The sequence below is a fragment of the Cellulomonas sp. ICMP 17802 genome, from assembly GCF_041295535.1.
GTDB lineage: Bacteria > Actinomycetota > Actinomycetes > Actinomycetales > Cellulomonadaceae > Cellulomonas.
The window spans coordinates 38,100-63,206 of record NZ_JBGFQZ010000019.1; the positions used below are offsets into that span (position 1 = coordinate 38,100).

Genomic DNA, 25,107 nt, shown 5'->3' on the forward strand with positions numbered 1-25,107 from the left:
AATGGTTCCGAACGCGCAACGGACCGGGCAGGTCGGGCGAAACATCCGCTCCCTAGCGTCGTCGTCGACCGACCCCCCATCCGTCCTCCCGGAGGTCCCCATGGCGACCCAGCTCGTGACCGACGCCGGCACCGCCCCCGCCCTCGACACCGCCCCCGCCCAGCTCACCCACCGGCCCGGCCGGTGGATCGACGGCTGGAACCCCGAGGACGGTGGCCAGTGGGCTGCCGTCGGCCGGGCGATCGCCCGCCGCAACCTCGGGCTGTCCGTGTTCGCCGAGTTCCTCGGGTTCGCCGTCTGGGCGCTCTGGAGCATCGTGGTCCCGCAGCTGCCCGCGGCCGGCTTCGACCTCACGGTCGACCAGATGTTCTGGCTCATCGCCGTGCCCTCGCTGGTGGGCGCCACGCTGCGCATCCCCTACACGTTCGCGGTGCCGGTCTTCGGCGGGCGCAACTGGACCATCGTCTCCGCGCTGCTCCTGCTGGTGCCCACCATCGGGCTCGCGGTCGCGGTGCAGAACCCCCAGCTCGGCTTCGGCGCCCTGCTGGCCGTCGCGGCGCTGGCCGGGGTCGGCGGCGGCAACTTCGCCTCCTCGATGGCCAACATCTCGTTCTTCTACCCCGAGCGGGAGAAGGGCCGCGCGCTCGGCCTCAACGCGGCCGGCGGCAACCTCGGCACCGCGGCCGTGCAGTTCGCCGTGCCGCTGGTCATCGTCGGCGCGGCCGGCGTCGAGCTCGAGCGCGCCGGGCTGATGTTCGTGCCGCTGGTGCTCGTCGCGGCGCTGCTGGCCTGGCGCTTCATGGACAACCTGTCCAACGCCAAGGCCGACCCGCGCTCCTACGGCGTGGCCGCCCGGTCCCGCAACACCTGGATCATCTCGTTCATCTACATCGGCACCTTCGGCTCGTTCATCGGCTTCTCGGGGGCGTTCCCCACGCTGCTCAAGAACCAGTTCCCCGAGGTCACCATCACCATCGCGTTCGCCGGCGCGCTCGTCGGGTCCATCGCGCGGCCGCTCGGCGGCATGCTGGCCGACCGGCTCGGCGGCGCCCGGGTCACGGTCGTCGCGTTCTCGGTCATGGCGGTCGGCGTGGTCTGCGCCATCTTCGCCCTGCGGGCGCACGCCTTCTGGCCGTTCATCGTCTCGTTCCTCGTGCTCTTCGTGGCCACGGGCGCCGGCAACGGTTCGGTCTACCGGATGATCCCCGCGGTCTTCCGGTTCGGCACCACCGACGACGAGGACCGGGCGCGGCGCGCGAAGGCGGCCGCGGGCTGCCTCGGCATCGCCGGCGCGATCGGGGCGTTCGGCGGGTTCCTGATCCCGCGCGGCTTCGCGGTCTCCACCTCGCTGACCGGCAACATCCAGGCCGCCCTCTGGGTGATCGTGGGCCTGTACCTGGTCATGGGCGCCACCACGTGGGCCGTCTACCAGCGCCGCTCCGGGTCCTACGGCACGACGGTCATCTGATGGCCCGGCCCGCGGCGGTCTCCGCAGACACCCACTGCCCGTACTGCGCGCTGCAGTGCGCGCAGACGCTGCACGCTGTCGCCGAGGGTGACGGGCTCGCCGTCACCGCCGCGGGCCGGGACTTCCCGACGAACAAGGGCGGCATGTGCCAGAAGGGCTGGACGTCACCGACCCTGCTGCGCGCGCCCGACCGCCTGACCACGCCCCTGCTGCACGGGCAGCCCGTCTCCTGGGACGAGGCCCTGGGCTTCGTCGCGTCGCGGCTGACCGCCCTGCGCGCGGCCCACGGGCCGCAGTCGGTCGCCGTGTTCGGCGGCGGCGGCCTGACCAACGAGAAGGCCTACGCGCTGGGCAAGTTCGCGCGGACGGTGCTGGCCACGCCGAACATCGACTACAACGGCCGGTTCTGCATGGCCAGCGCGGCGGCCGGCGCCAACCGGACGCTCGGCGTCGACCGCGGCCTGCCGTTCCCGCTGGCCGACCTCGGCGGCGCGCAGGCCGTGCTGCTGCTCGGCTCCAACCTCGCGGAGACCATGCCGCCGGCCGTGCAGCACCTCGCGCACGCGCGGGCCGCCGGCGGCGTCCTGGTGGTCGACCCTCGGCGCTCGGCGACGGCGGACCTCACCGCCGACGAGGGCGGCGTGCACCTGCAGCCCGTCCCCGGCACGGACCTCGCGCTCCTGCTCGGCCTCGCGCACGTCGTGCTCGCCGAGGGCCTCGCGGACCTGGCCTACCTCGCCGAGCGGACCACGGGCCTCGACGAGCTCCGGCGCTCCGTCGCGCTCTGGTGGCCCGAGCGGACCGAGCAGGTCACGGGCGTCCCCGTCGCGACCCTGCGGCGCACGGCGTTCCTGCTGGCCAACGCCTCGCCGTCGCGCGGCGGCACCGGTGCGTACGTCCTCACCGGCCGCGGGGTGGAGCAGAGCACGCAGGGCACCGACACCGTCACGGCGGCGATCACGCTCGCGCTGCTGCTGGGCCTGCCCGGCCGCGTGGGCTCCGGCTACGGCGCGATCACCGGGCAGGGCAACGGGCAGGGCGGCCGCGAGCACGGGCAGAAGGCCGACCAGCTGCCGGGGTACCGGTCGATCGAGGACGACGCCGCGCGGGCGCACGTGGCTGGCGTCTGGGGCGTCGACCCCGCCGACCTGCCCCGCACGGGGATGCCGGCGATCGAGCTGCTGCGCTCGCTCGGCACGCCCGACGGGCCGCGCGCGCTGCTGGTGCACGGGTCGAACCTGCTGGTCAGCGCGCCGGACGCGGACCGGGTGCGCGAGCGGCTGGCCGCGCTCGACCTGCTCGTCGTGTGCGACTTCCTGCCGTCCGAGACCGCGCTCCTGGCGGACGTCGTCCTGCCCGTCACCCAGTGGGCCGAGGAGGAGGGCACCATGACCTCGCTCGAGGGGCGCGTGATCCGGCGGCGCCGGGTGCTCGCGCCGCCGCCCGGGGTGCGCAGCGAGCTCGAGATCCTCGCCGACCTCGCGCACCGGCTGGGCTCGACGGTCCGGTTCGACACGACGCCGGCGCTGGTGTTCGACGAGCTCGCGCGGGCGTCGGCGGGCGGGCGGGCCGACTACAGCGGCCTGAGCCACGCGCGCCTTGACGCCGAGCCCGGCCTGTTCTGGCCGGTCCCGGCCGGCCCGACCCCGCACCCGGGCACGCCCCGCCTGTTCCTCGACCGCTTCGGCACCCCGGACGGCCGCGCCCGCCTGATCCCCGTCGACCACCGCGGACCGTCGGACGACCTGCGCCGCGACGCGCCGCTGTTCCTGGTCACCGGGCGTGTGCTGGCCCACTACCAGTCGGGCGCGCAGACCCGGCGGGTGCCCGAGCTGGTGCGCAGCTCCCCGGCCCCGTACGTCGAGATCCACCCGCTGCTGGCGGACCTGCTCGGCATCGCCGACGCCGACCTGGTGCAGCTGGACACGGCGCGCGGGCGCGGGGTGGTCCGGGCGCGGGTGACCGACGCGGTGCGGACCGACACGGTGTTCCTGCCGTTCCACTGGAGCGGCGTGAGCAGCGCCAACCGGCTGACCACCGACGCCACGGACCCCGTCTCGGGCATGCCGGAGTTCAAGGTCTGCGCGGTCGACGTCCGGCGCTGGGACGGGTCGCCGGACGTGCTCGAGGACGCGACGCTGCTGGGGGTCTCATGAGCCAGGTCCGGGTGGTCGTGGTCGGCCACGGGATGGTCGGCGCCCGCTTCGTCGACGACCTGCACCAGCGCGACCGGGCCGGCCGGTTCCGCACGCTGGTGCTCGGCGCCGAGGAGTACGAGCCGTACAACCGGGTGCTGCTGTCCGAGGTGGTCGCCGGCAAGCTCGACGTCGCCTCGATCACCCTGCCGCGCGGGGCGCACCGGACGGCCAGCGAGGTGCTCCCCGGCACCCGCGCGGTGACCGTGGACCGGTTCGCGCGCGTGGTCCATGACGACGCCGGCGAGCGGCACCCGTACGACGTGCTCGTGCTGGCCACCGGCGCGCGGGCGCGCGTCCCCGACCTGTTCGGCCGCCGCGACGACGACGGCCTGCCCGCGGGCGTGCACGCGCTGCGGACCCTCGACGACGCCCGCGAGATCGTCGCCGCGACCGTCAACGCCACGCGCGCGGTGGTCGTCGGCGGCGGCGTGCTCGGCCTCGAGGTCGCCTGCGGCCTCGCCCACCGCGGCGTCCCCGTGACCGTGGTGCACGGCGGCGCGCACCTCATGGACCGCCAGCTCGACGGCCCCGCCGCCGAGGTCGCCACGGCCCGGCTCACCTCGCTCGGCGTCGCGGTCCGGGTGCGCGCCCGCACCGAGGAGGCGCTCGTCCGCGACGGCCGCGTGACCGGCGTCCGGCTCGAGGGCGGCGAGGTGCTGCCCACCGACCTGCTCGTGCTCACCGCGGGCACGTACCCCGAGGTCGGGCTGGCGCAGCGCGCGGGCCTGGACGTCGCGCGGGGCATCGTCGTGGGCGCCGACCTGGCGTCGCCCGCCGACCCCCGGGTGTTCGCCATCGGCGACTGCGCCGAGCCCCCCGAGGGCGGCTCGGGGCTCATCGCGCAGGGCTGGGACCAGGCGCGGCGGCTGGCCACCCTGCTCACCGAGCCCGCGGCCGCCCGCGACGAGGCCCCGCTGCCGACCGTCGGCACCGACGTGGTCAAGGTCAAGGGCGTGGGGCTCGACGTCGTCGCGATGGGCGTGTGCGGCCCCCGCGCGGGCGGTCGACGCGTCCGGCTCAGCGACCCCGACGGCGGGCGGCACATCGAGGTCGTCGTCGACGACGGGCGCGTGGTCGGCGCGACCTGCGTCGGCGCGGGACCCGTCGCGGCCGACCTCGTCGCGGCCTACACCCGAGGGACGCCGGCGCCGGCGGATCCGGCTCAGCTGCTGGTGCGGCCGGTCGCGGGCGTGGCCGTGCCCGCCGCGAGCCCGACGATGATGCCCGACCGGGCCGTCGTCTGCCGCTGCAACGGCGTGACCAAGGGCGACATCGTGGGCTGCTGGCGGCACGGCGCCCGGTCCGCCGCCGACGTCGCCGCCGAAACCCGCGCGACCACCGGCTGCGGCGGCTGCGCGGACGCGGTCTGCGGCATCGTCGACTGGCTCCGCCGCTCCGACCCCGACCAGCCCGCCCCGGTCTCCGAGAAGGCCGCCGCCCCGACCATGTCCTGAGAGCCGTCGGACGGGCCCCGGGCGGCACTCATGGCATGGTCGACCGAGACGGCCCCGTCGGCCGCGCCTGCGTCAGGAGACCGTGACGCGGACCGTGTCGTAGCCGGTGGCGCCGTCCGGGATGACGTCCGCAGGCGTGCCGGTCTGCGGGCCCATGGGGTCGGACGCGCGGACGTACAGCTCGTGCTGGCCGGGCTCGGCCTCCCATGTCCACGACCACTGGCGCCAGGAGTCGATACCGCCGTCGTCGGCGAGCGTCGCGTTGTTCCAGGCTCCGTCGTCCACCCGCACCTGCACCCCCACGATGCCGCGGTGCTGCGCCCAGGCGGTCCCGGCGACGACGACCGACCCCGCGGGGACCGACGTGCCGGCCTTGGGCACCTCGATGCGGGACTGCGTCTTGACGGGACCCTCCGGCGACCAGCCACGGTCGGTCCAGTACGCCGTCGCGTCGGCGAACCGGGTGACGTTCAGGTCGGTCACCCACTTCGTCGCCGACACGTACCCGTACAGCCCCGGGACCACCATGCGCACCGGGAAGCCGTGCTCCACCGGCAGCGGCTCGCCGTCCATCGCTATGGCCAGCAGCGCGTTGCGGCCGTCGGTCAGCGCCGCCAGGGGGGTGGACGCGGTGAACCCGTCGATGCTCCGGGACAGGACCATGTCGGCGTCGCCGGTCGGCCGCGCCCTCTCGAGCAGCTCGCGGATGGGCAGGCCCAGCCACTTCTGGTTGCCGACGAGGTCGCCGCCCACCGGGTTGGACACGCACGCCAGCGTGACCCAGGCCTCGACCAGGTTCCCGGCCAGCAGCTCGTCCCACGTGAGCGTGACCTCCTGCTCGACCATGCCGTGCACCCGCAGGCTCCACGTGCTCGGGTCGACCTGGGGGACCACGAGGGCGGTGTCGATCCGGTAGAACTCGGCCGGCGGCGTCTGCCACGGGACGACGCCGTCGACGCCGACGTCCACCCCCGCCGGCACGGGCGCCGCCGTCGTGCTCGGGCGCGGGATCGTGATCGCCGCGCGCGCGGCCTGGGCCCCGCGGGCCCCCGCACCCAGCGCCCGCCCGATGACCACGCCGACCACCCCGAGCGCGCCGGCGGCCGCCGTGGCCTGCAGGAACGCGCGCCGCTCGGCCCGGACCGGACGGGGCGGGCGGGGCTGGCCGGGCAGCCGGCGCACCAGGGCGCGCAGGGTCATCAGCCCGGCGACCGCCCCGGCGACGCTGGGCACCGCCGCGAGCGCGCCGGCGTCGGGCCGGCCCATCGCCGCGAGCCCGGCGGCGGCGCCGAGCACGACCACGAGGGTGGCCCCCCAGGCCCACCGCCGTGCCGCCAGCACCCCGGCGAGCGCCGCGAGCGCGAGCAGCACGACCACCTCGCCGATGCCCAGCACGAGCTTGTCGGAGGTGCCGAACGTCGACGCCGCGAAGTCCTTGAGCCACGCGGGCGTGGCGTCGACGAACGCCGAGCCGACCGCGACCAGCGGGTCCGACGTCGGGCCCGTGACCAGCGAGACGAGCGCGCCGACCCCGAGCGTCACGGCCCCCGCGGCGACCCCCGCGAGCGCGGCGAGCCCCGTGTCCCGACGACCTGCCATCGCTGCCTGCCTCCCGTGGTGACTGCTACCCCGACTCTGCCCCGCCCGGACCCCGCTGTCGTCACCCATCCTGCGCGCGCCGCCTGTGCACTTCTGCAGGCACAACGCCCGCGCGCACCGCGCCGATGCCGCACACCCCTCGGACGTCCGCACTTTCCGTCGTCGGCGCGCTCGATTCTGCGGACGCAGCGATTCTCCGTGCGCAATGTCCGCGCTTTCGGTCGCCGGGGCGCTCGATCGTGCGGACGCATCGGGAGGCTCAGTGCGCCGGGGAGCCCAGCGACGCCGGGACGTGGGCGCCGTGGCCCAGGTCGACGAGCGCGGCGCGGACCCGCTCCGCCGCCGCGTCCAGGTCCGCCGCCGGGACGTCCGTGCGGGCGTTGCGGAACGAGAGGCTCGCCTCGTCCCAGGCGGGCAGCACGTGCAGGTGCAGGTGGGGGACCTCGAACCCGGCGACGAGCAGCGCGGCGCGCGGCGCGGACCACGACCGCTGCTGCGCCCGCCCGATGGTGCGGGCCACGAGGACCAGGTGGCTCAGCACGTCGTCGGGGGCGTCGGTGAGCTGCGCGATCTCCGCGCGGGGGACCACGAGCACGTGTCCGTCGGTGATCGGGGCGATGGTGCCGAACGCGACGGCGACGTCGTCGGCCCACACGAACCGGCCCGGGATCTCGCCGTCGATGATCTTGGTGAACAGGGTGGTCATGCGCCCACGCTAGTCAGGCGCGCTCGCGCGCGAGCCGCAGCAGCGCGCGGACCGTGTTCCAGTTCCGGGCCGTGCCGCGGCGGCCGGTCGACTTCTCGATCAGGGGGAGGGTCAGCTTCGAGCGGCCGATGCCGTCGGGGAAGTACGCATACATCTCGTGCCCGGCGAACGCGACCCGCTCGTTGCCGTAGGGCGTGGGGTCGAAGCCCGTCGACGGCGCGCCGTCCCAGCAGTAGAGGACGAGGTGCGCCGGGTCGGACGCGGCCTCGTCGGGGAACGGCAGGCGCTCGACGATCGCCTGCCACTGCGCGAGCGTCCGCGTGAGCACCGGGACCTCGAAGCCGAGCTCGGCGGCCAGCGCGTCCGACAGCCCGGGACCCACCGCCGCGGCCGCTCCGGCCGGCACGAGGACGAGGTTCCCGCTGTTGACGTACGTGGCGACCTCGGTGTGGCCGAGGCCCTCGGCGGCGGCGCGCAGCTGGGCGGCCGTGATGGTCCGGCCGCCGACGTTGGCGGCCCGCAGGAGGGCGATGACGGGGCTCATGACGTCACTCTCACACTCAGGACCAACGTCATGTGCGGGAAAGGTTCCACCGGGGTAACGGACGGGCACCACCGCTGGAAACAACCGGTTCCTACCGTGGGAGGCGCCCCAGCCCCCAGCCCGACGGAGCACCCCATGAACCAGCACCTCGTCGTCGTCGGCGGCGGCATGGTCGCGCAGCGGCTGGTCGAGGCGCTGCGCGACCGGGACACCGCCGGCACCTGGCGGATCACGGTCCTGGCCGAGGAGCCGCGCCGCCCGTACGACCGCGTCGCGCTCACCAGCTACTTCTCGGGCCGCGACGCCGACGACCTCGCTCTGGGCGACCCGGCGCTCTGGTCGGACCCGCTGGTGACGCTGGTGCGCGACGACGCGGTCACGCAGGTGGACCGCGAGGCGCGGACCGTCACCACGAGCCGCGGCCGCGTGGAGCACTACGACCACCTCGTGCTGGCCACGGGGAGCTCCGCGTGGGTCCCGCCGCTCGAGGGCGCCGACCTGCCGGGCGTGTTCGTGTACCGCACGGTCGACGACGTCGCGGCGCTGCGCGGCTACGTCGAGAAGCTCTCCGAGGACCGCGTGGTCAAGGGTGCCGTGCTCGGCGGCGGGCTCCTCGGGCTCGAGGCGGCGGGGGCTCTGCAGGCGCTCGGCGCCCGCACGACGGTCCTGCAGGTGGGCACGCACCTCATGTCGGCGCAGGTGGACCTGGGCGGCGGCGAGGCCCTGCGGCGGCTCATCAACCAGCTGGGCGTCGGCGTCCGGCTCAACGCGATGACCACGCGCATCCGCCCGCACCGCCGCGGCGGCGTGGGCCGGCTGGACCTCGCCGACGGCGGTCGGGTCGACGCGGACGTGGTCGTCATCGCCGCGGGCGTGCGGCCGCGCGACGAGCTGGGCCGGGCGTCGGGGCTGGCGATCGGCGAGCGCGGCGGCGTCGTGGTCGACGACACCTGCCTGACCAGCGACCCGGACATCTCCGCGGTCGGCGAGGTCGCGTGCATCCAGGGCGCCACCATCGGACTGGTGGCCCCGGGGTACGCGATGGCGGAGATCACGGCCGACCGGCTGCTGGGCGGCTCGTCGACGTTCCCGGGCGCCGACACCGCGACCAAGCTCAAGCTCTCGGGCGTCGACGTCGCCAGCTTCGGCGACGCGTTCGGCGTCACGCCGGGCGCCCTCGAGATCGTCTGGGCGGACCCGGTGGGCGGCGTCTACAAGAAGCTCGTGATGTCCGACGACGCCCGCACGCTGCTCGGCGGCGTGCTCGTCGGCGACGCCAGCGCCTACGCCGGGCTGCGCCCGATGCTCGGCCGCGAGCTGCCGGGCGACCCCGCCGCGTACCTGCTGCCGGAGGGCGGCGGGGGAGCACCCGACCTCGAGCTGCCCGACGACGCCGCCGTGTGCTCGTGCAACAACGTCTCGGCGGGCACCATCCGCAGGGCGGTCACCGAGCATGCGTGCACGGACCTCGGCGCGGTCAAGGCCTGCACCAAGGCCGGCACCAGCTGCGGCTCGTGCCTCCCGCTGGTCAAGAAGCTGGTGACCACCGAGCTGGCCGCGCAGGGCATCGCCGTGAGCACCGCGCTGTGCGAGCACTTCGCCCTGTCCCGCGCGCAGCTCTACGACGCCGTGCGGGTGTCGGGCGTCTCGTCGTTCACGCAGGTCATCGAGCGGTTCGGCACGCGCGCCGAGGGGCGAGGCTGCGACATCTGCCGGCCGACGGTGGCCTCGATCCTGTCGACGACGTCGCCCGCGCACGTGCTGGAGGGCGAGCGCGCCGCGCTGCAGGACACCAACGACCACGTGATGGCCAACCTGCAGAAGGACGGCTCGTACTCGGTGGTCCCGCGGATCGCCGGCGGCGAGGTGACGCCCGAGGGGCTCATCGCCATCGGGGCCGTGGCCAAGGACTTCGGGCTGTACACCAAGATCACGGGCGGCCAGCGGATCGACATGTTCGGCGCCCGCATCGACCAGCTGCCGCTCATCTGGCAGCGCCTGGTGGACGCGGGGTTCGAGTCCGGCCACGCCTACGGCAAGTCGCTGCGGACCGTGAAGTCGTGCGTCGGCTCGACGTGGTGCCGGTTCGGCGTGCAGGACTCGGTGGCGCTCGCGGTCATGCTCGAGCTGCGCTACCGCGGGCTGCGCTCGCCGCACAAGATCAAGCTGGGCGTCTCGGGCTGCGCGCGCGAGTGCGCCGAGGCCCGCGGCAAGGACGTCGGCGTGATCGCCACCGACAAGGGCTGGAACGTCTACGTGGGCGGCAACGGCGGGTTCACGCCGCGGCACGCGCAGCTGCTGGCCGAGGACCTCGACACCGAGACGCTGGTGCGGACCATCGACCGGTTCCTCCTCTACTACGTGCGCACGGCCGACCGGCTGCAGCGGACCGCGCCGTGGATCGAGGAGGTCGAGGGCGGCCTCGACGGCGTCCGCGCGGTCGTCCTCGAGGACTCGCTCGGCATCGCGGCGGACCTCGACGAGCAGATGGCGCGGCACGTCGACGAGTACGAAGACGAGTGGCGCGCCACCCTCGACGACCCCGAGAAGCTGCGCCGGTTCGCCAGCTTCGTCAACGCCCCCGACACCCCCGACCCGTCGCTGGCGTACGTGCCGGAGCGGGGCCAGTCCCGCCCCGCCACGGCGGACGAGCGGGCGGCCGCCCTGCGCGGGGAGCCCGTCCTGGTCGCCGGCACCACCCTGGAGGTCCGCTCATGACCGCCGTCGACACGGCCGTGTGGACCACGGTCTGCCGGCTGGAGGACCTGGCCCCCGAGCGCGGGGCCGCCGCGCTGCTGGACGGCGAGCAGGTCGCGCTGTTCCGGCTGCTCGACGGCCGCGTGCTGGCGGTCCAGCAGCACGACCCGTTCAGCGACGCGCACGTGATCTCCCGCGGCATCGTCGGCTCCCGGTCCGTCGACGGCGCCGAGGTACCCACGGTCGCCTCCCCGATGTACAAGCAGGTGTTCGACCTGACGACGGGGCGCTGCCTGGACGTCGCGGGCAAGGTCCCCGCCCGGGGGCTGGCGCCCGACCTGCGCTCCTGGCCGGTCCGCGTGCGCGACGGGCTCGTGGAGGTCGGACGATGACCACGATGCTCGGGCTCCAGCTCACGGGCCGCCGCGTGCTCGTCGTGGGCGGCGGCCCGGTGGCCGCGCGGCGGGTGCAGTCGCTGCTGGCCGACGCCGCGCGGGTGGTGGTCGTCGCGCCGCAGCTGTGCGAGGTCCTGCTCGACCTGCACCGCTGGGGGCTGGTCGAGTGGCGGCCGCGCGAGGTGGTCGAGGGCGACCTCGACGGCGTGTGGCTGGTGCACACCGCCACCGGCGACCGGGCCACGGACGCCGCGGTGGTCGCCTGGTCCGAGGCGCGGCAGACGTTCTGCGTGGACGCGGGCGCGGGCGCCGACGGGTCCGCCCGCACGCCGGCGACCACCCAGCAGGGCGACGTGCTGGTGGGGGTGGTCTCCAGCGGCGCGCCCGACCCGCGCCGGACCGTCGCCGTTCGCGACGCCCTCGCCGAGCAGCTGCGCGAGGGGCGCGTCGACCTGCGCCGGCGCCGGAGCAGTCAGGGGCGCGTCGTGCTGGTCGGCGGCGGCCCGGGCGACGTCGGCCTGCTCACGCTGGCCGGGCGCCGGGCGCTCGCCGAGGCCGACGTCGTGGTGACCGACCGCCTGGGTCCCGTCGCCGTGCTGGACGAGCTGGCGCCCGACGTCGAGGTGATCGACGTCGGGAAGACCCCGGGCCACCACCCGGTGCCGCAGCACGAGATCGGCCGGATCCTGGTCGAGCAGGCGCAGCGCGGTCGCACGGTCGTCAGGCTCAAGGGCGGCGACCCGTTCGTGTACGGCCGCGGCGGCGAGGAGGTGCTCGCGTGCCGGGAGGCCGGCGTGGCCGTCGAGGTGGTCCCCGGGGTGAGCAGCGCGTTCGCCGCGCCCGCCGCGGCGGGCATCCCGCTGACGCACCGCGGCACCGTCGGCGCGGTGCACGTGATGAACGGGCACGACGGCTGGTCGTCCGCAGCGCTCACCGGCCTGCGGGACGCGTCGTGCACGGTCGTCGTCCTCATGGGCGTGAGCGCGCTGGCCGCCCTGGCGGCGGAGGCGCTCGAGGCCGGCGCCGACCCGGCCACGCCGGTCGCGCTGGTCGAGGAGGGGACGCTGCCGGGCCAGCGCGTGACGCGCGCGCGGCTCGACGACGTCGTCGACGTCGCGGCGGCGGCCGGCGTGCGCGCTCCCGCCGTGATCGTGCTGGGCGCGGTGGCCGCCGCGGGCCTGCTCGAGCCTGGTGACGCGGCTCACACCACCGGTCCGGCCGACCGAACGGCCCCCGGGACCGTCACAATGGCGCCGTGAGCGAACCCATCGACCAGACCCTCGCGGGCCTCGTCGTGCTCATCACCGCCGACCGCCGGTCGGCCGAGCTCGCGGCAGCCCTCGGTCGCCGCGGGGCCACCGTGCGCCACGCGCCGGCGCTGGGGATGGTGCCGCACACCGACGACGCGGCCCTGCTCGAGGGCACGCGCTCCCTGCTCGCCGACCCGCCGGACACCGTCGTCGTCACCACGGGCATCGGGTTCCGCGGCTGGATCGAGGCCGCGGACGCCGCGGGTCTCGACGAGCCCCTGGTCGAGATGCTGCGCGGCACGCGGATCGTCGCCCGCGGGCCCAAGGCGCGCGGCGCCATCCAGGCCGCGGGCCTGACCGCCGACTGGGTGGCCGAGTCGGAGACCAGCGCGGAGATCGCCGAGGTGCTGCTGGACGAGGGCGTCGCCGGGCGGGACATCGCGGTCCAGCACCACGGCGCCGGCGCCGACGGGCTCGACGAGGCGTTCGCCGCGGCGGGCGCCCGCGTGCGCAGCCTCGTCGTCTACCGCTGGGGACCGCCGCCCGACCCGGGTGTCGTGGAGGCGTCCGTCCGGGCGGTCGCGGCCGGGGAGGTCGACGCCGTCGTGTTCACGTCCGCGCCGGGTGCGGCCGCCTGGCTCACGGCCGCCGACGGCGCCGGCGTCACCGACCGGATCGTCGCGCTCGCCCGGCGGGGCAGCGTGGTGATGGCCGCGGTCGGCCCGATCACCGCCAAGCCGCTGCAGGAGCGGGGGATCGAGCCGCTGGTGCCCGACCGCGGCCGGCTGGGCTCCCTGGTCCGCGCGCTCGTCGGCCACTACGGCGGGCTGCAGGCGCTGCAGACCGTGGCCGGCCCGCTGCAGGTGCACCGCGGCACCGCCGTGCTCGACGGTCACGTGCTCGCGCTCACCCCGACGGGACTCGAGGTCCTGCGGCTGCTCGCCGCGGCCGGCGGCGCGGTGGTGCCGCGCGACCAGGTGCTGGCCGCGCTGCCCGGCGACTCGCGCGACCCGCACGCGGCCGAGGTGGCCATCGCGCGCCTGCGCGAGGCCACGGGGAGCCGGCTTCTCATCCGCACGGTGGTCAAGAGGGGATACCGTCTCCAGCTGGAGGAGGTCGGATGACGAACGCCCTGCACGCCCGTGGTCCGGTGCCGCCGCTGGACCTCGAGGGTCCCGTTCTGGTCGGCTGCTCCCACGGCACGGACGACCCGGCCGGCCGCGCGGCCGTCCGGTCGATCCTCACCGGCGTGGCCACCGCCCGGCCCGAGCTCGACGTGCGCGAGGCCTTCGTGGACGTCCAGCAGCCGGAGGTCGCCGACGTCGTCGCGCACGCGCTGGAGAGCGACGCGTCCGGCGCCGTGGTGGTGCCGCTGCTGCTGTCGATCGGCTTCCACGTCAAGGTCGACATCGCCGAGGCCGTGGACCAGCCCGGCGCCACGGCGGCCTCCCCGCTCGGCCCCGACCTGCGGCTGGTCGACATCCTCGTGGACCGCCTGCGGACGGCGGGGCTCGGCGACGACGACTCGGTGGTGCTGGCCGCCGCCGGGTCGTCCGACCCGGCTGCCGCGCTCGCGGTGGAGTCCGTCGCGGCCGGCCTGGCCGACCGGCTGGAGCAGCCCGTGACCATCGGGTACGGCGCCGGCGCCGAGCCGCGGGTCCCGGCGGCGGTGGCGACCGCGCGCGCGGACCTGCCGCCCGGTGGCCGCGTGGTCGTGGCCTCCTACCTGCTGGCGCCCGGCTACTTCTACGACCGCGTGCTCGAGGCGGGCGCGGACGTCGTGACGGCGCCGCTCGCGCCCGACGGCCGGCTGGTCGACATCGTGCTCGACCGGTACGACGCCGCCACCTGAGGACGGGGCTTGCCCCGGGTCGCTCCGTACCCCTAGGAACGGGGGATGCCGACACTGCGCTCGTCCGCGGCCGCCGCGGTCCTCGTGCTCTCCCTCGCCGCCTGCACCGGGTCGGGCTCCGACGACGCCGGGTCGACGTCACCTGCGACCCCCACGGCGAGCGGGGCGTCGATCGAGCTGCGCCCGGCCGACACCCCGGCCTGCCTCCCGGACGGCACGTCCGCCGTGACCACGGGGCCCGAGGACGACGCCACCCTCGTCGCGTACGCGGGCACCGGCACCAAGGGCGTGGTGCTGGCGCCGCAGAGCGAGGGCGGTCCGTGCCAGTGGGCCGGCCAGCTGCCGCGGCTCGCGGACGAGGGCTACGTGGTCGCCACGTTCAGCTGGTCCGCCGACGACAAGGCGTCCTTCCTCGCGGCCGTCGACGTGCTGCGCAGCCTGGGCGCCACGGACGTCGCGCTCGTCGGGGCCTCCAAGGGCGGCACCTACGCGGCGGCCCTCGCCGACGACGTCGACCCCGTAGCGGTGGTGGCCCTCGGGCCGCCCTCCAGCTTCGAGGGGCTCAACGCCATGCCCGCGTCGAGCGACTACACCGGGCCGTTGCTGGTCATCGCGTCGACCGACGACCCGAACGTCGGCGTGTCCTCGTCGCGGGCGGTGTCCCGCAAGGACGACCCGAGCACGTTCCTGGAGCTCAGCGGGCGCGCGCACGGGGTCGAGCTGTTCGACACCCCGCACCGCCAGCAGGTGGAGGACGCCATCGACGCGACCCTCGCGGAGGGCTTCGGAGGCTAGACAGCCCGAAGGCGTGCGGCCCGGGGGTGGGGCCGCACGCCTTCGGCGTCCTTCGGGTGAGGTCAGGCGAAGCGCCGCCGCGCGAGCCCTGCCAGGCCGACGCCGCCGGCGAACAGGACGATCGCCGCGATGAACCGACCCAGCGAGCTGACCCCGGAGCCGTCCGCCCCGGCGATGTCGATCGAGTAGGCCGTCGCACCCACCGCACCCTCCGGTGCGCCGTACGCCATGCCCTCGGTCGACGCCCGCTCGGCGCCGGCGCTGAGCACCGCGTACTTCACGCCGAAGTCCTCGGCGGTGTCCTGCCCGCTGACCACCACCTGCGAGGTGCCCTCGTCGGACAGCTGCTGCGTGCCGTCGACCAGCTTCGGCGCACCCTCGGCCGCCGTGTCGAGGCCGTCGGACAGCTGCGTGGACCCGTCGGCCGCGGCGGCGAGGCCCTCGGACAGCGCCCGCGAGCCGGCGGCCGCACGGGAGACGCCGGCCGAGAGCTTGCCCGCACCGTCGTTGAGCCGCGTGGCGCCCGCACCGAGCTGGGCGAGGCCGGAGGAGAGGGTGTCGCCGCCCGCGCTGAGCTGGTCGGTGCCCGACTGCAGCGAGTGGACGCCACCGCGCAGCGTGCCGTTCGCCTTCGTGTCGGTCGCCGTACCCACTCCCGCCTGAACCTTGGCGGTCACGCCGCTGACCAGCAGCGAGACGCCGGCGTCGACGCCGTCGAAACCGTCGACAGCCGCGGTGGCCGTGAGCCCTTCGAGCAGACCCGGCTTCGTGAGGTCGCAGACTCCCGGCAGAGACTTGGAGCTCAGCCCGCACTCGACCGTGGCCAGCCCGGGGCCCGCGATGTTCGCGAGCCGACCCTGCAGGTACGTCAGGCCCTGCTGGAGGTTGGCGGTCGCGGGCAGCGCCGAGCCGTAGAACGCCGCCGAGCTCGGGTTGCCGAGGTTGGCCGGGTCGGCGAACTTGGCCTTGCCGGCCGTGAGCTGTGTGATCAGGCCGCCGATCACGGTCGCATTGGGCTGTCCGGCGGGCGGCATCGCGGGACGCCCGCCGGGGTAGCACGGGTGGAGGCCCGGAGCCAGCGCGCTCGCGCCGTCACGCACGTCGGTCAGCACCGCGATCGCACAGTCGAGCTGCTGGTAGGCGCCGGGCGCCGTGGGGCTGGTGCTGTAGATGCCTGCCGCGAGCACGCTCAACAGCTGCGGTGCTCCGGTGCCGACCTGCTGCCGGAGCTGGTCCACGCCGGCGAGCAGGGTGTTCGGCGTGGTGGTCGAGCCGATCCCGTCGCGCAGCTTGGCGATGCCGGCGTGGAGCTTGGCGACGCCCGGGTCCTTGTCGAGGTTGCCGATGTCGCCGTACAGCTTGGCCAGGCCGGCATCGACGAGGGCGAGCCCGCCGTCCACCTGCACGAGGCCGTCGAGCAGCTGCGGCGCCTTGGCGCGGGCCTGCGCGAGGCCGTCGTCGAGCTGCTTGGCGCCTGCCGCCAGCTGCGCGGCACCGGGTGCGGCCTCGCCGGTCAGGCCGGCAGCGAGCTCGGCCGCGCCGGGAGCCGCGGAGTCGTTGAGCCCGGACTCCAGCTGGGCCGCGCCGTCGCGGAGCTGGAGCAGGCCCGCCAGCAGCTGGGCCGCGCCGTCGTGGAGCTGCAGCACGCTGTCGTCGAGCAGCAGGCCGGCCCCGGTGAGGTCGACGCCCTTCTGCGCGCCGGACTGGTAGCTCTGCGCGCCGCCCTTGAACGAGGGGTAGTCCAGCGGCGAGACCGGCATGGACGTGAGGTTGGCCTTCGGCACGACTGCGTGGCTGACCTTCGCGGTGTAGCCGAACTCCGCGGTGTCCGAGCCGATGGGCGGGAAGAGCGTCATCTGGAACTGCATCCGCGTGCCGCCGTGCCCGTCGCCGGCCATGCCGGCCTCGTCGGACTGCACGTCGGTGAAGGTCGACGGCAGGACCGTGACCAGCTGCCCGATCATGGGGATGACGGTCTCGGCCGAGGCGGTCGCCTGCGTGCCCGTGCCGTCGTCGTACGTGACGTCCTGGGTCTTGCCGGTCGTGTTGGTCACCTTGTAGTGGACGCCGAGCGTGCCGGACTTGCCGACGACGGCGCCCGGCTGGACCGCCTTGCCGTCGAGCGTGTACGTGACCTCGACCGTGAGGGGGAGGTCCTTGTCGTACGTGCTCACGGAGCGCTCGCGGCGCTCGCCGTCGACGCTGAGCGTGCTCACGAGCTTGCCGTCGACCACCTTGTAGCCGCCGAAGCCGTCGAGGTTGCGCAGGCCCTTGGTGGAGACCGGGTTGGAGATGGTCGCCGTGCCCTTGCCGCTGAGGGCGAGCTGGTCGTAGACGCGCGCCTCCTGGAACGCACCCGTCGACGAGAGGCGGGCCTGCACGGTCTCGGTGTTGGTCACGGCGACGTCGCCGGAGTCCGCGGCCATCGCCGGGGAGCCCGCGGCGCACACGAGCAGGGGGATCAGGACGACGGCTGCTGCCGCCGTGGTGGTCGTGCGTCGCACGTCAGGCCTCCGGCTGGGGGTCGAAAGGACGGGTGGCGGGCAGGCCGCGGCGCGGGCCGCGGGGGGCCTCGGCGAAGTTCGCGGCGCCCTCGTAGGCGGCGGCGGGCTGCTCGACCTCGGCCAGCGGCAGGGCCTGCTCGGCACGCTCCTGCTCGCGGTCCTGCACGACGACCACGCCGAGCAGCGACGTCGCCAGGAACCCGGCGCCCGCGGCGAGCAGGATCGAGGTGGCGGTGGCAGACGACGAGGTGACGAACGCGGTGGGGTCGGCGGAGTAGGTCGCCTCGTAGGCACCGGCCATCGCGGCCGCGCCGAGCAGCGTCGACCACAGCGGCAGCTTCCCGCGGCTCAGGCCGGCGACGGCGAGGCACACCCCCAGGACGACGAGCACCGCGACCGCGCGGCCCGCGGCGGCGTCGGGCAGCGCCGCGGCGCGCAGCGCGTAGCCCAGCCAGGCGGCGGCGAAGCCGACCGCGAAGCCACCGGCGCGCTGGGCGGGGGAGCGGTCCGGCACCAGGCCGAGCGCGCCGCCGAGCGCCGCGCCGTGCAGCGCGACGCTCTGCAGCTCGGGTCCGGAGAACAGCACGATCGCCGTCGTGAGGAGTGCGAGGACGAGCCCCGCCAAGATGTGACGCTTCATGACCACCTCGTCGTGGTGACCGCCGCGCGAGGTTGGTCCGCGCGGTCGGTGCTGCCGGTAGATGGCCGCCCGAGAGGGTGCTGACCTGCACCGTCGCCGTTGACGGCTCAGGTCCGCACGCTTCTCGGGCGGAACCAGGCGCTTGTCTACCAGCGGACGAAGCACCTGAGCCACGCGGTACTAGGTAAAACCGGACCGGTAGCAGGTACATCGTTATGGCGTCGTGACCTAGGTCACTGGCGCACCGCTCAGAGGTAGCGCAGCGGGTCGAACTCCTCGAGCGGGATGATCCGCAGGCGCGGCAGCTGGACGTTGAACGCGGCGACGTCGCCCTCGAGGTCGAACGTCTCGAGCCCCCGCGCCACGAGCGCCGAGAGCTGGGTGCTGGTGAACTCGCGGAACGCCAGCAGGCCGACCCGGCGGTCGTCGTCGTCGACCAGCGCCTCGAGCTCGGGCGCGAAGTCGCCGTCGTGGCTGGCCAGGAGCACGTCGCCGCCGCGGCCGGAGATGGCCTCGAGCGTGCGCTTGATGCCGATGTCGACGACCTTCTCGTACGACTCGCCCGACAGCGGGATCGGCTGGAACCCGATGGCGAGGAGCGCCTGCACGAACGACATCGGCAGCGAGCCGTTCGAGGCGTTGAGGAAGAACAGCGCCTTCACGGGCTGGTTCCACGTCTGCTGCGCGAACGTCAGCACGCGCTCCCAGCGGGGCCGCTGCTCGGGGGTGGGTCGGCCGCCCAGGATCGAGGACCCGAGGGTCGCGTCGATGTTCTCGCCGTCCACCAGCAGGTAGGTGGTGCGCGGGGCGGCCTCGGTCGTCATCGCGTCAGCGTATCCGCAGGTAGCACGTACCGGCCCGGGGTCCCGCCCGCAGGACCCGGGACCGCACGTCGGGTGGCGGCGCGGGTGGTCCGTCGAGCGCGCGCCCGATGTCCGGGCGCCGGAACAGGTCCGACGCCGCGGGCGTTGAGCTCGATACGTTTGCATGGACTTTGGGGAGGCCGACCGATGGACGACGACGTGCGCGAGCTGCCGGGCGCGCGCGAGGCCGCGGAGGCGTGGGAGTCGCTGTTCCGCGCGCAGGTCGCCCTCATGCGGCGGTTCCAGCGCGACGACGTCTGGGGCGACCTGACCATCCGCGAGTACGACGTCCTCTTCACGCTCTCGGGCTGCCCGGACGGCACGGCGCGGCTCAAGGAGCTGGGGGAAGGCAGCCTGCTGACCCAGCCCAGCCTGTCCCGCCTGGTCGAGCGGCTCGAGGTCGCGGGCCTGGTGCGGCGGCGACCGGTCGAGGGCGACGCCCGGGGCGTGGCCGTGAGCCTGACCCCCGAGGGGGCGCGCGTCCAGCGGGAGATCGGGCGGCGGCACGTGCGGTCGATCCGGCGCCTGGTGGGCGGGGCCCTGGACGCCGACGAGCTGGCCACCCTGCGGACGCTGACCGACAAGCTGCGCGCGGCGCAGGCGTCGATCCCCGACCCGTCGTGACCTAGGCGCGCAGCGCCCGCAGCTCGGCGGCCACCGCGGTCGGTGCCGGTCGGGCGGCCGGGTCCTCCGCGGTCATGGCGCGCAGCAGGCGCGTCCAGTCGCGCCCGACGCGCTCCGGGATCTCCACCGGCTCCAGCAGGCGGGCCAGCGCGCTGGTCAGCGGGTCGCCGGGATAGGCGCGCGTGCCCGTGAGGCACTCGAGCAGCACGAGGCCGAGGGAGTAGATGTCGCTGGCCGGGCCGGCCGGCACCCCGAGGGCCTGCTCGGGGCTCTGGTAGCCCGCCGTGCCGGACGACCCGCGAGACGCCGGGGCCGCGTTCGCGGTGGTCACGGCGATGCCGAAGTCGGCGAGCACCACCGGCAGCCACGGGGCGTCGCGCGCACCGCCGGCGGCGCGCTCCGTGGCGACGAGCACGTTGGAGGGCTTCACGTCGCGGTGCACGACGCCGGCACCGTGCGCGTGGGCGAGCGCGAGCGCCAGCTGGCGTCCGACGTCGGCCGTGAGGCCCGGCGCCAGCGGTCCGTCCGCGATCGTGTCCCGCAGCGTGCGGCCGTCGACGAGCTCCATCACGAGGAACGCGACGGGTCCGACGTCCGGCAGCACGTCGGCGCCGACGTCCAGCAGCGCGACCAGGCTGGGATGCGCGAGCGACGACAGCACGCGGGCCTCGTGCGCGTAGCGCCGGATCTCGTCGGGCGAGGCCCCGCCGATGGCGAACAGCTTGAGCGCGACCGCGCGGTCCAGGCGGGCGTCGGTCGCCCGGAACACCTCGCCCGACCCGCCCCGCCCGAGCTGCTGCTCGAGGTGGTAGCGCCGGCCGAGCGCGGGGCTCGCCGACGGGCGGGACTCGGTCAACGGCACGGGAACGCCTGTCTCTCGGGGTGCGCTCACGAGGCGCCGGGCAGGAACGACGGTAGGAGCAGGCCGCTCTCGGCGCACGCCGACACAAGACGGAGCGCGCGAACGGGTGATCCCGGCACGTCGGGCACTTGCAGCGGGATGCAAGCGGCTTGCAGCCCGCGACGGTAGGGTGACGAGCATGTCACGGCGACTCGCAGAGGTGGCACGCAAGGTCGGCGTCTCCGAGGCGACCGTCAGCCGCGTGCTCAACGGCAAGCCCGGTGTGTCGGAGTCGACGCGCGAGGCCGTGCTCACGGCGCTCGACGTGCTCGGCTACGAGCGGCCGACCAAGCTGCGCGGCGAGCGCGCCCGGCTGGTCGGGCTCGTCCTGCCCGAGCTGCAGAACCCGATCTTCCCGGCGTTCGCCGAGGTGGTGGGCGGTGCGCTCGCGCAGCAGGGGTTCACCCCCGTGCTGTGCACCCAGACCGCCGGCGGGGTCTCCGAGGCCGACTACGTCGAGCTGCTGCTCGGGCAGCAGGTCTCCGGCATCGTGTTCGCGGGCGGGCACTACGCCCAGCGCGACGCGTCGCACGGCCACTACGAGCGGCTGACGGGCCGCCACCTGCCGGTCGTCCTCATCAACGCGTCCATCGAGGAGCTCCCGTTCCCGCGGGTGTCGTGCGACGACGAGGTGGCCATCGAGCAGGCGGTGGGCCACCTGGCGTCGCTCGGGCACACCCGGATCGGCCTCGTGCTGGGCCCCGTGGACCACGTGCCGTCCGAGCGCAAGCTCCGCGCGGCGCAGGCGATCATGCAGCGCCTGGGCCTCGAGCTCGGCGCCGACCACGTGGTGCGCAGCGCCTACTCGCTGGAGAGCGGCCAGGCCGCGGGCAACCGGCTGCTGCGCGAGGGGGTCACGGGCATCGTCTGCGCGAGCGACCCGCTGGCGCTCGGCGTCATCCGCGCCGCTCGCCGGGCCGGCCTGCGCGTGCCCGACGACGTCTCCGTGGTGGGCTACGACGACTCCGCCTTCATGAGCTGCACCGAGCCCCCGCTGACCACCGTGCGCCAGCCGATCGAGCCCATGGGCCGGGCCGCGATCGACCTGCTGGTCAGCCAGATCCACGGGGGAGCCGTGCCGCAGGACGAGCTGCTGTTCGAGCCCGAGCTCGTCGTCCGCGGCTCGACCGGCCCCGCCCCCGCCCAGCCGGTGGCGCTCGCCGACTGACCCGCCCGCCGCTCGACCGACCCCATCCCGCCGCGCCGGCGGGGTGGGGTCTCTTGCTTCCCGACCGCGGTAAGTCACGCTTCGATAACTGTCTTGTCAGTTTCTTGCGTGGTTCCAGTCGCGTCCTTTAGTGTCTGGAACGCGACATCGACGTCTCGTGGTGGTCCTCCGGGTCCGCGGAGCACGCCCTGCCGCAGGACGCACCAGGACAACCGGCCCCGGCGACGCCGACGGTGGCCCACGAGAGACGAGACCCGAGTGGCGCAGGCTCAGCCCGAGACCGACCCGCAGTGGTGGCGTGGCGCAGTGATCTACCAGGTCTACCCGCGCAGCTTCGCGGACGGGAACGGCGACGGCACCGGCGACCTGGCGGGCCTGCGCTCCCGCCTCCCGTACCTGCGGGACCTCGGCGTCGACGCCATCTGGGTCACCCCGTGGTACGTGTCCCCGCTCGCGGACGGCGGCTACGACGTCGCCGACTACCGCGCGATCGACCCGGCGTTCGGCACGCTCGAGGAGGCCGAGCAGGTCATCGCCGAGGCCCTCGCGCTCGGCATCCGGACGATCATCGACGTCGTCCCCAACCACGTGTCCGACCAGCACGAGTGGTTCCAGGCCGCGCTGGCCGCCGGTCCGGGCTCGCCGGAGCGCGACCGGTTCTGGTTCCACCCCGGCAAGGGCGAGCACGGCGAGACCATCCCGACCGGGTGGGTCTCCGACTTCCAGGGCAGCACCTGGACGCGCACGACCAACCCCGACGGCACGCCGGGCGAGTGGTACCTGCACCTGTTCGCGCCGCAGCAGCCCGACGTCAACTGGTCGCACCCCGACGTGGTCGCCGAGTTCGAGTCGGTGCTGCGGTTCTGGTTCGACCGCGGCGTCGCCGGGATCCGGATCGACTCGGCGGCGCTGCTGGTCAAGGACGCGTCGCTGCCCGAGGTGCCCGCCCACCCCGGGCCCGGCGAGCACCCGCACGTCGACCGCGACGAGCTGCACGACGTCTACCGGGGCTGGCGGGCCGTGGCGGACTCGTACGCGGGCACGCGCGTGCTCGTCGGCGAGGTGTGGCTGCAGGACAAGGCGCGCTTCGCGCAGTACCTGCGGGCCGACGAGATGCACACCGCCTTCAACTTCGACTTCATGGCGCGCCCCTGGGACGCCAAGCAGCTGCGCGAGTCGATCGACATCACGCTCGCGGCGCACGGGCCGGTGGGGGCGCCCGCCACGTGGGTGCTCTCCAACCACGACGTCACGCGCCCCGTCACGCGGTACGGCCGCGACGACACCTCGTTCGCGTTCACCGCCAAGCGCTTCGGCACGCCGACCGACCTGACCGTCGGCCTGCGCCGCGCCCGCGCCGCCGCCCTGCTCACGGCCGCCCTTCCCGGGTCCCTGTACATCTACCAGGGCGACGAGCTCGGGCTGCCGGAGGTCGAGGACCTGCCGCTCGCCGTGCTGCAGGACCCGATGCACTTCCGCTCGGAGGGCGTCGACCCGGGCCGGGACGGCTGCCGCGTGCCGCTGCCCTGGTCCGGCTCGACGTCGCCCTACGGGTTCAGCCCCGACGGCTCCACGGCGCGGCCGTGGCTCCCGCAGCCGGCCGCCTGGGCCGGCCTGACCGTCACGGCGCAGGAGGCCGACCCCGCGTCGACCCTGCACCTGTACCGCGACCTGCTGGCGATCCGCCGGTCGGAGCCCGCCCTGGGCGACGGCCCGATGACGTGGATCGACTCCGCCGACGACGTGCTCGCGTTCGCCCGTGGCGACCTCGTGTGCGTCGTGAACCTGGGCGACGAACCCGCCGTCCTGCCCGCCCACACCGATGTCCTGCTCGCGAGCGCCCCGCTCGACGCAGGTCTGCTGCCCCGCGACACCGCCGCGTGGCTGCGCACCCCCGCCTGACCCGACCGCACCACAGCTCGACCCGCACTGATCCCGACCGCAGAACACGATCGCGACCTGGCACCCTGTCAGGGGCGTTCCCTCACGAAGGAGTGACGATGAGGTCCTCACGCACCACCGCGCTCACCATGGCCGGTGTGCTCTCGCTCGGCCTGCTGGCCGCGTGCAGCAACGACGACACCCCGTCGGGCGACTCGTCGTCGGCCGGCGCCGACAAGGTCACCATCACGGTCGCCGGCCTCCAGCCCGGCGCCGAGCAGACGGCCGTGGACGCGCTGAACGAGCGCGTCCAGCAGTTCGAGGAGAAGTACCCGGACATCACGATCAAGACGCAGGAGTACAACTGGCTGGCGTCGACCTTCGCGGCCGACCTCGCCGGCGGCACGCTGCCCGACGTCTTCGAGGTGCCGGCCACCGACACCAAGGTGCTGATCCAGAACGGCCAGATCGCCGACATCGACGACCAGGTCAAGCAGCTCTCCTACGCGAACGACTTCAACCAGGAGGTCCTGGCCGCCGGGCTCAGCGACGACGGGAAGGTCTACGCGGTCCCCGCCAAGTCGATCTACGCCGTGGCGCTGCACTACAACCGCAAGCTGTTCTCGGACGCCGGGCTCGACCCCGACAAGCCGCCGACGACGTGGGACGAGGTCCGGGCGGACGCCAAGACCATCCACGACAAGACCGGCGTCCCGGGCTACGCGATGATGGCGCTCGACAACGCGGGCGGCTGGCAGCTGACGGCCGCGGCCTACTCGCGCGGCGGCCGCACCCAGGTGCTCGACGGCGACAGCTACAAGGCCACGCTGACCGACCCGGCCGTCAAGGAGTCGCTGCAGTTCCTGGGCGACCTCAAGTCGGACGGCTCTCTGCTGGAGAACACCCAGCTGGGCTGGGGCGACATCAACGCGGGCTTCGCCGCCGGCCAGTTCGCCATGTACACGTCGGGCTCGGACATCTACACCGCGCTGGTGCAGAACAACGGGGTCACCGCGGACAACCTGGACTACGGGCTGACCGCGCTGCCCACCGAGGGCGACAAGGCGGGCACGCTCGGCGGTGGCACCTACGCCGCCGTGGCGCCGCAGGCGACGGACGAGGAGAAGGACGCCGCCGTCAAGTGGATCGACTTCTGGTACCTGTCCAAGCTGGTGGACCAGGACCAGGCCGTCGCGGACGCCAAGATCCTCGCGGAGCAGACGCCTCCGCAGGCCGTCGGCACCCCGACCCTGCCGATCTTCAGCAAGGAGCAGTACGAGACCTCGCTCGGCTGGATCAAGGACTACGTCAACGTCCCGCTGGACCACATGGCGGGCTACACCGACGTCATGTTCACCCAGCCGGTCATCCCTGAGGCCGCTCGCGCGACGCAGGAGACCTACGGGCTGCTCTTCCCGATCGTGCAGGCGGTCATGACCGACCCCAGCGTCGACCTGGACCAGCTGCTCAAGGACGCCAACGCGCAGTCCCAGGCCCTGATCGACCAGGCCGGCTGATCCCCGAGGTGGGGGGGGGGGGGGGGGGGGCGGGGGGGGGGGCCCCCCCGG

General features: G+C 74.8%; 20 protein-coding genes. 13 read left to right on the plus strand and 7 right to left on the minus strand.

Annotation, left to right across the window (positions count from 1 at the left end):
- Positions 1–100: 100 nt before the first annotated feature.
- Genes AB5970_RS13825 through AB5970_RS13835 form a run of 3 tightly spaced genes read left to right on the plus strand, consistent with a single transcriptional unit; the run spans position 101 to position 5,120 of the window.
- The gene (locus AB5970_RS13825; protein ID WP_370504531.1) at positions 101–1,468 is read left to right on the plus strand and encodes an MFS transporter; all 1,368 of its coding nucleotides are present in this window, start codon (positions 101–103) and stop codon (positions 1,466–1,468) included.
- Positions 1,468–3,624, plus strand: a complete 2,157-nt coding sequence (locus AB5970_RS13830) for a molybdopterin oxidoreductase family protein (RefSeq protein WP_370504532.1) — start codon at positions 1,468–1,470, stop codon at positions 3,622–3,624. The genes AB5970_RS13825 and AB5970_RS13830 overlap by 1 nt, the downstream gene beginning before the upstream one ends.
- A complete protein-coding gene (locus AB5970_RS13835; protein ID WP_370504533.1) occupies positions 3,621–5,120 on the plus strand; it encodes an FAD-dependent oxidoreductase in 1,500 nt (499 codons plus the stop codon). The genes AB5970_RS13830 and AB5970_RS13835 overlap by 4 nt, the downstream gene beginning before the upstream one ends.
- A gap of 72 nt (positions 5,121–5,192) precedes the next feature.
- On the opposite strand, the gene AB5970_RS13840 is transcribed toward AB5970_RS13835, so the two are convergent.
- The 3 genes from AB5970_RS13840 to AB5970_RS13850 all read right to left on the minus strand — a co-directional run bounded on the left by AB5970_RS13840 (position 5,193) and on the right by AB5970_RS13850 (position 7,969).
- A complete protein-coding gene (locus AB5970_RS13840; RefSeq protein WP_370504534.1) occupies positions 5,193–6,719 on the minus strand; it encodes a molybdopterin-dependent oxidoreductase in 1,527 nt (508 codons plus the stop codon).
- 259 nt (positions 6,720–6,978) lie between these two features.
- On the minus strand, positions 6,979–7,425 hold the full coding sequence (locus tag AB5970_RS13845; protein ID WP_370504535.1) for an HIT family protein: 447 nt from the start codon (positions 7,423–7,425) through the stop codon (positions 6,979–6,981).
- A gap of 13 nt (positions 7,426–7,438) precedes the next feature.
- Positions 7,439–7,969, minus strand: coding sequence for a DUF1697 domain-containing protein (locus AB5970_RS13850; RefSeq protein ID WP_370504536.1), 531 nt, complete (start codon positions 7,967–7,969; stop codon positions 7,439–7,441).
- Positions 7,970–8,104: 135 nt separating this feature from the next.
- Between AB5970_RS13850 and nirB the strand changes: the two genes are divergently transcribed.
- Genes nirB through AB5970_RS13880 form a run of 6 tightly spaced genes read left to right on the plus strand, consistent with a single transcriptional unit; the run spans position 8,105 to position 14,958 of the window.
- A complete protein-coding gene (nirB, locus tag AB5970_RS13855) occupies positions 8,105–10,687 on the plus strand; it encodes a nitrite reductase large subunit NirB (RefSeq protein ID WP_370504537.1) in 2,583 nt (860 codons plus the stop codon).
- Positions 10,684–11,058 carry a nitrite reductase small subunit NirD gene (gene nirD, locus AB5970_RS13860; protein ID WP_370504538.1) on the plus strand — a complete coding sequence of 125 codons (375 nt, stop codon included), beginning with the start codon at positions 10,684–10,686 and terminating at the stop codon, positions 11,056–11,058. Before nirB ends, nirD begins: the two co-directional genes overlap by 4 nt.
- The gene (gene cobA, locus AB5970_RS13865; RefSeq protein ID WP_370504539.1) at positions 11,055–12,320 is read left to right on the plus strand and encodes a uroporphyrinogen-III C-methyltransferase; all 1,266 of its coding nucleotides are present in this window, start codon (positions 11,055–11,057) and stop codon (positions 12,318–12,320) included. Before nirD ends, cobA begins: the two co-directional genes overlap by 4 nt.
- Positions 12,317–13,435: a uroporphyrinogen-III synthase gene (locus tag AB5970_RS13870; RefSeq protein ID WP_370504540.1), complete on the plus strand. Its 1,119-nt coding sequence runs from the start codon at positions 12,317–12,319 to the stop codon at positions 13,433–13,435. Before cobA ends, AB5970_RS13870 begins: the two co-directional genes overlap by 4 nt.
- Positions 13,432–14,163, plus strand: coding sequence for a sirohydrochlorin chelatase (locus AB5970_RS13875; protein ID WP_370504541.1), 732 nt, complete (start codon positions 13,432–13,434; stop codon positions 14,161–14,163). Before AB5970_RS13870 ends, AB5970_RS13875 begins: the two co-directional genes overlap by 4 nt.
- A gap of 45 nt (positions 14,164–14,208) precedes the next feature.
- On the plus strand, positions 14,209–14,958 hold the full coding sequence (locus AB5970_RS13880) for a hypothetical protein (protein WP_370504542.1): 750 nt from the start codon (positions 14,209–14,211) through the stop codon (positions 14,956–14,958).
- A 62-nt stretch (positions 14,959–15,020) separates the two neighbouring features.
- Here AB5970_RS13880 and AB5970_RS13885 read toward each other — a convergent pair whose 3' ends face one another.
- The 3 genes from AB5970_RS13885 to AB5970_RS13895 form a co-directional block, all read right to left on the minus strand.
- On the minus strand, positions 15,021–17,462 hold the full coding sequence (locus AB5970_RS13885; protein WP_370504543.1) for a hypothetical protein: 2,442 nt from the start codon (positions 17,460–17,462) through the stop codon (positions 15,021–15,023).
- A gap of 1 nt (position 17,463) precedes the next feature.
- On the minus strand, positions 17,464–18,102 hold the full coding sequence (locus tag AB5970_RS13890; protein ID WP_370504544.1) for a hypothetical protein: 639 nt from the start codon (positions 18,100–18,102) through the stop codon (positions 17,464–17,466).
- 248 nt (positions 18,103–18,350) lie between these two features.
- Complete coding sequence (locus AB5970_RS13895; protein WP_370504545.1) at positions 18,351–18,926, minus strand: NYN domain-containing protein; 576 nt, start codon at positions 18,924–18,926, stop codon at positions 18,351–18,353.
- A 186-nt stretch (positions 18,927–19,112) separates the two neighbouring features.
- Here AB5970_RS13895 and AB5970_RS13900 point away from each other — a divergent pair, with 186 nt between their 5' ends.
- Positions 19,113–19,589, plus strand: coding sequence for a MarR family winged helix-turn-helix transcriptional regulator (locus tag AB5970_RS13900; protein WP_370504546.1), 477 nt, complete (start codon positions 19,113–19,115; stop codon positions 19,587–19,589).
- A 1-nt stretch (position 19,590) separates the two neighbouring features.
- Here AB5970_RS13900 and AB5970_RS13905 read toward each other — a convergent pair whose 3' ends face one another.
- Positions 19,591–20,451 carry a serine/threonine-protein kinase gene (locus AB5970_RS13905; RefSeq protein WP_370504547.1) on the minus strand — a complete coding sequence of 287 codons (861 nt, stop codon included), beginning with the start codon at positions 20,449–20,451 and terminating at the stop codon, positions 19,591–19,593.
- 178 nt (positions 20,452–20,629) lie between these two features.
- Between AB5970_RS13905 and AB5970_RS13910 the strand changes: the two genes are divergently transcribed.
- The 3 genes from AB5970_RS13910 (at position 20,630) to AB5970_RS13920 (ending at position 25,056) form a co-directional block, all read left to right on the plus strand.
- Positions 20,630–21,658 carry a LacI family DNA-binding transcriptional regulator gene (locus AB5970_RS13910; protein WP_370504548.1) on the plus strand — a complete coding sequence of 343 codons (1,029 nt, stop codon included), beginning with the start codon at positions 20,630–20,632 and terminating at the stop codon, positions 21,656–21,658.
- 258 nt (positions 21,659–21,916) lie between these two features.
- Positions 21,917–23,560: a glycoside hydrolase family 13 protein gene (locus AB5970_RS13915; RefSeq protein WP_370504549.1), complete on the plus strand. Its 1,644-nt coding sequence runs from the start codon at positions 21,917–21,919 to the stop codon at positions 23,558–23,560.
- Between the two features lie 98 nt (positions 23,561–23,658).
- Positions 23,659–25,056: an ABC transporter substrate-binding protein gene (locus AB5970_RS13920; RefSeq protein WP_370504550.1), complete on the plus strand. Its 1,398-nt coding sequence runs from the start codon at positions 23,659–23,661 to the stop codon at positions 25,054–25,056.
- Positions 25,057–25,107 lie beyond the last annotated feature (51 nt).

Excerpts from the sequence above, each read along its gene's own strand:
- AB5970_RS13825 (WP_370504531.1), top strand. The coding sequence starts at position 101 with ATGGCGACCCAGCTCGTGACCGACGCCGGCACCGCCCCCGCCCTCGAC.
- AB5970_RS13830 (WP_370504532.1), top strand. The coding sequence starts at position 1,468 with ATGGCCCGGCCCGCGGCGGTCTCCGCAGACACCCACTGCCCGTACTGC.
- AB5970_RS13835 (WP_370504533.1), top strand. The coding sequence starts at position 3,621 with ATGAGCCAGGTCCGGGTGGTCGTGGTCGGCCACGGGATGGTCGGCGCC.
- AB5970_RS13840 (WP_370504534.1), bottom strand. The coding sequence starts at position 6,719 with ATGGCAGGTCGTCGGGACACGGGGCTCGCCGCGCTCGCGGGGGTCGCC.
- AB5970_RS13845 (WP_370504535.1), bottom strand. The coding sequence starts at position 7,425 with ATGACCACCCTGTTCACCAAGATCATCGACGGCGAGATCCCGGGCCGG.
- AB5970_RS13850 (WP_370504536.1), bottom strand. The coding sequence starts at position 7,969 with ATGAGCCCCGTCATCGCCCTCCTGCGGGCCGCCAACGTCGGCGGCCGG.
- nirB (WP_370504537.1), top strand. The coding sequence starts at position 8,105 with ATGAACCAGCACCTCGTCGTCGTCGGCGGCGGCATGGTCGCGCAGCGG.
- nirD (WP_370504538.1), top strand. The coding sequence starts at position 10,684 with ATGACCGCCGTCGACACGGCCGTGTGGACCACGGTCTGCCGGCTGGAG.
- cobA (WP_370504539.1), top strand. The coding sequence starts at position 11,055 with ATGACCACGATGCTCGGGCTCCAGCTCACGGGCCGCCGCGTGCTCGTC.
- AB5970_RS13875 (WP_370504541.1), top strand. The coding sequence starts at position 13,432 with ATGACGAACGCCCTGCACGCCCGTGGTCCGGTGCCGCCGCTGGACCTC.
- AB5970_RS13880 (WP_370504542.1), top strand. The coding sequence starts at position 14,209 with ATGCCGACACTGCGCTCGTCCGCGGCCGCCGCGGTCCTCGTGCTCTCC.
- AB5970_RS13890 (WP_370504544.1), bottom strand. The coding sequence starts at position 18,102 with ATGAAGCGTCACATCTTGGCGGGGCTCGTCCTCGCACTCCTCACGACG.
- AB5970_RS13895 (WP_370504545.1), bottom strand. The coding sequence starts at position 18,926 with ATGACGACCGAGGCCGCCCCGCGCACCACCTACCTGCTGGTGGACGGC.
- AB5970_RS13900 (WP_370504546.1), top strand. The coding sequence starts at position 19,113 with ATGGACGACGACGTGCGCGAGCTGCCGGGCGCGCGCGAGGCCGCGGAG.
- AB5970_RS13910 (WP_370504548.1), top strand. The coding sequence starts at position 20,630 with ATGTCACGGCGACTCGCAGAGGTGGCACGCAAGGTCGGCGTCTCCGAG.
- AB5970_RS13920 (WP_370504550.1), top strand. The coding sequence starts at position 23,659 with ATGAGGTCCTCACGCACCACCGCGCTCACCATGGCCGGTGTGCTCTCG.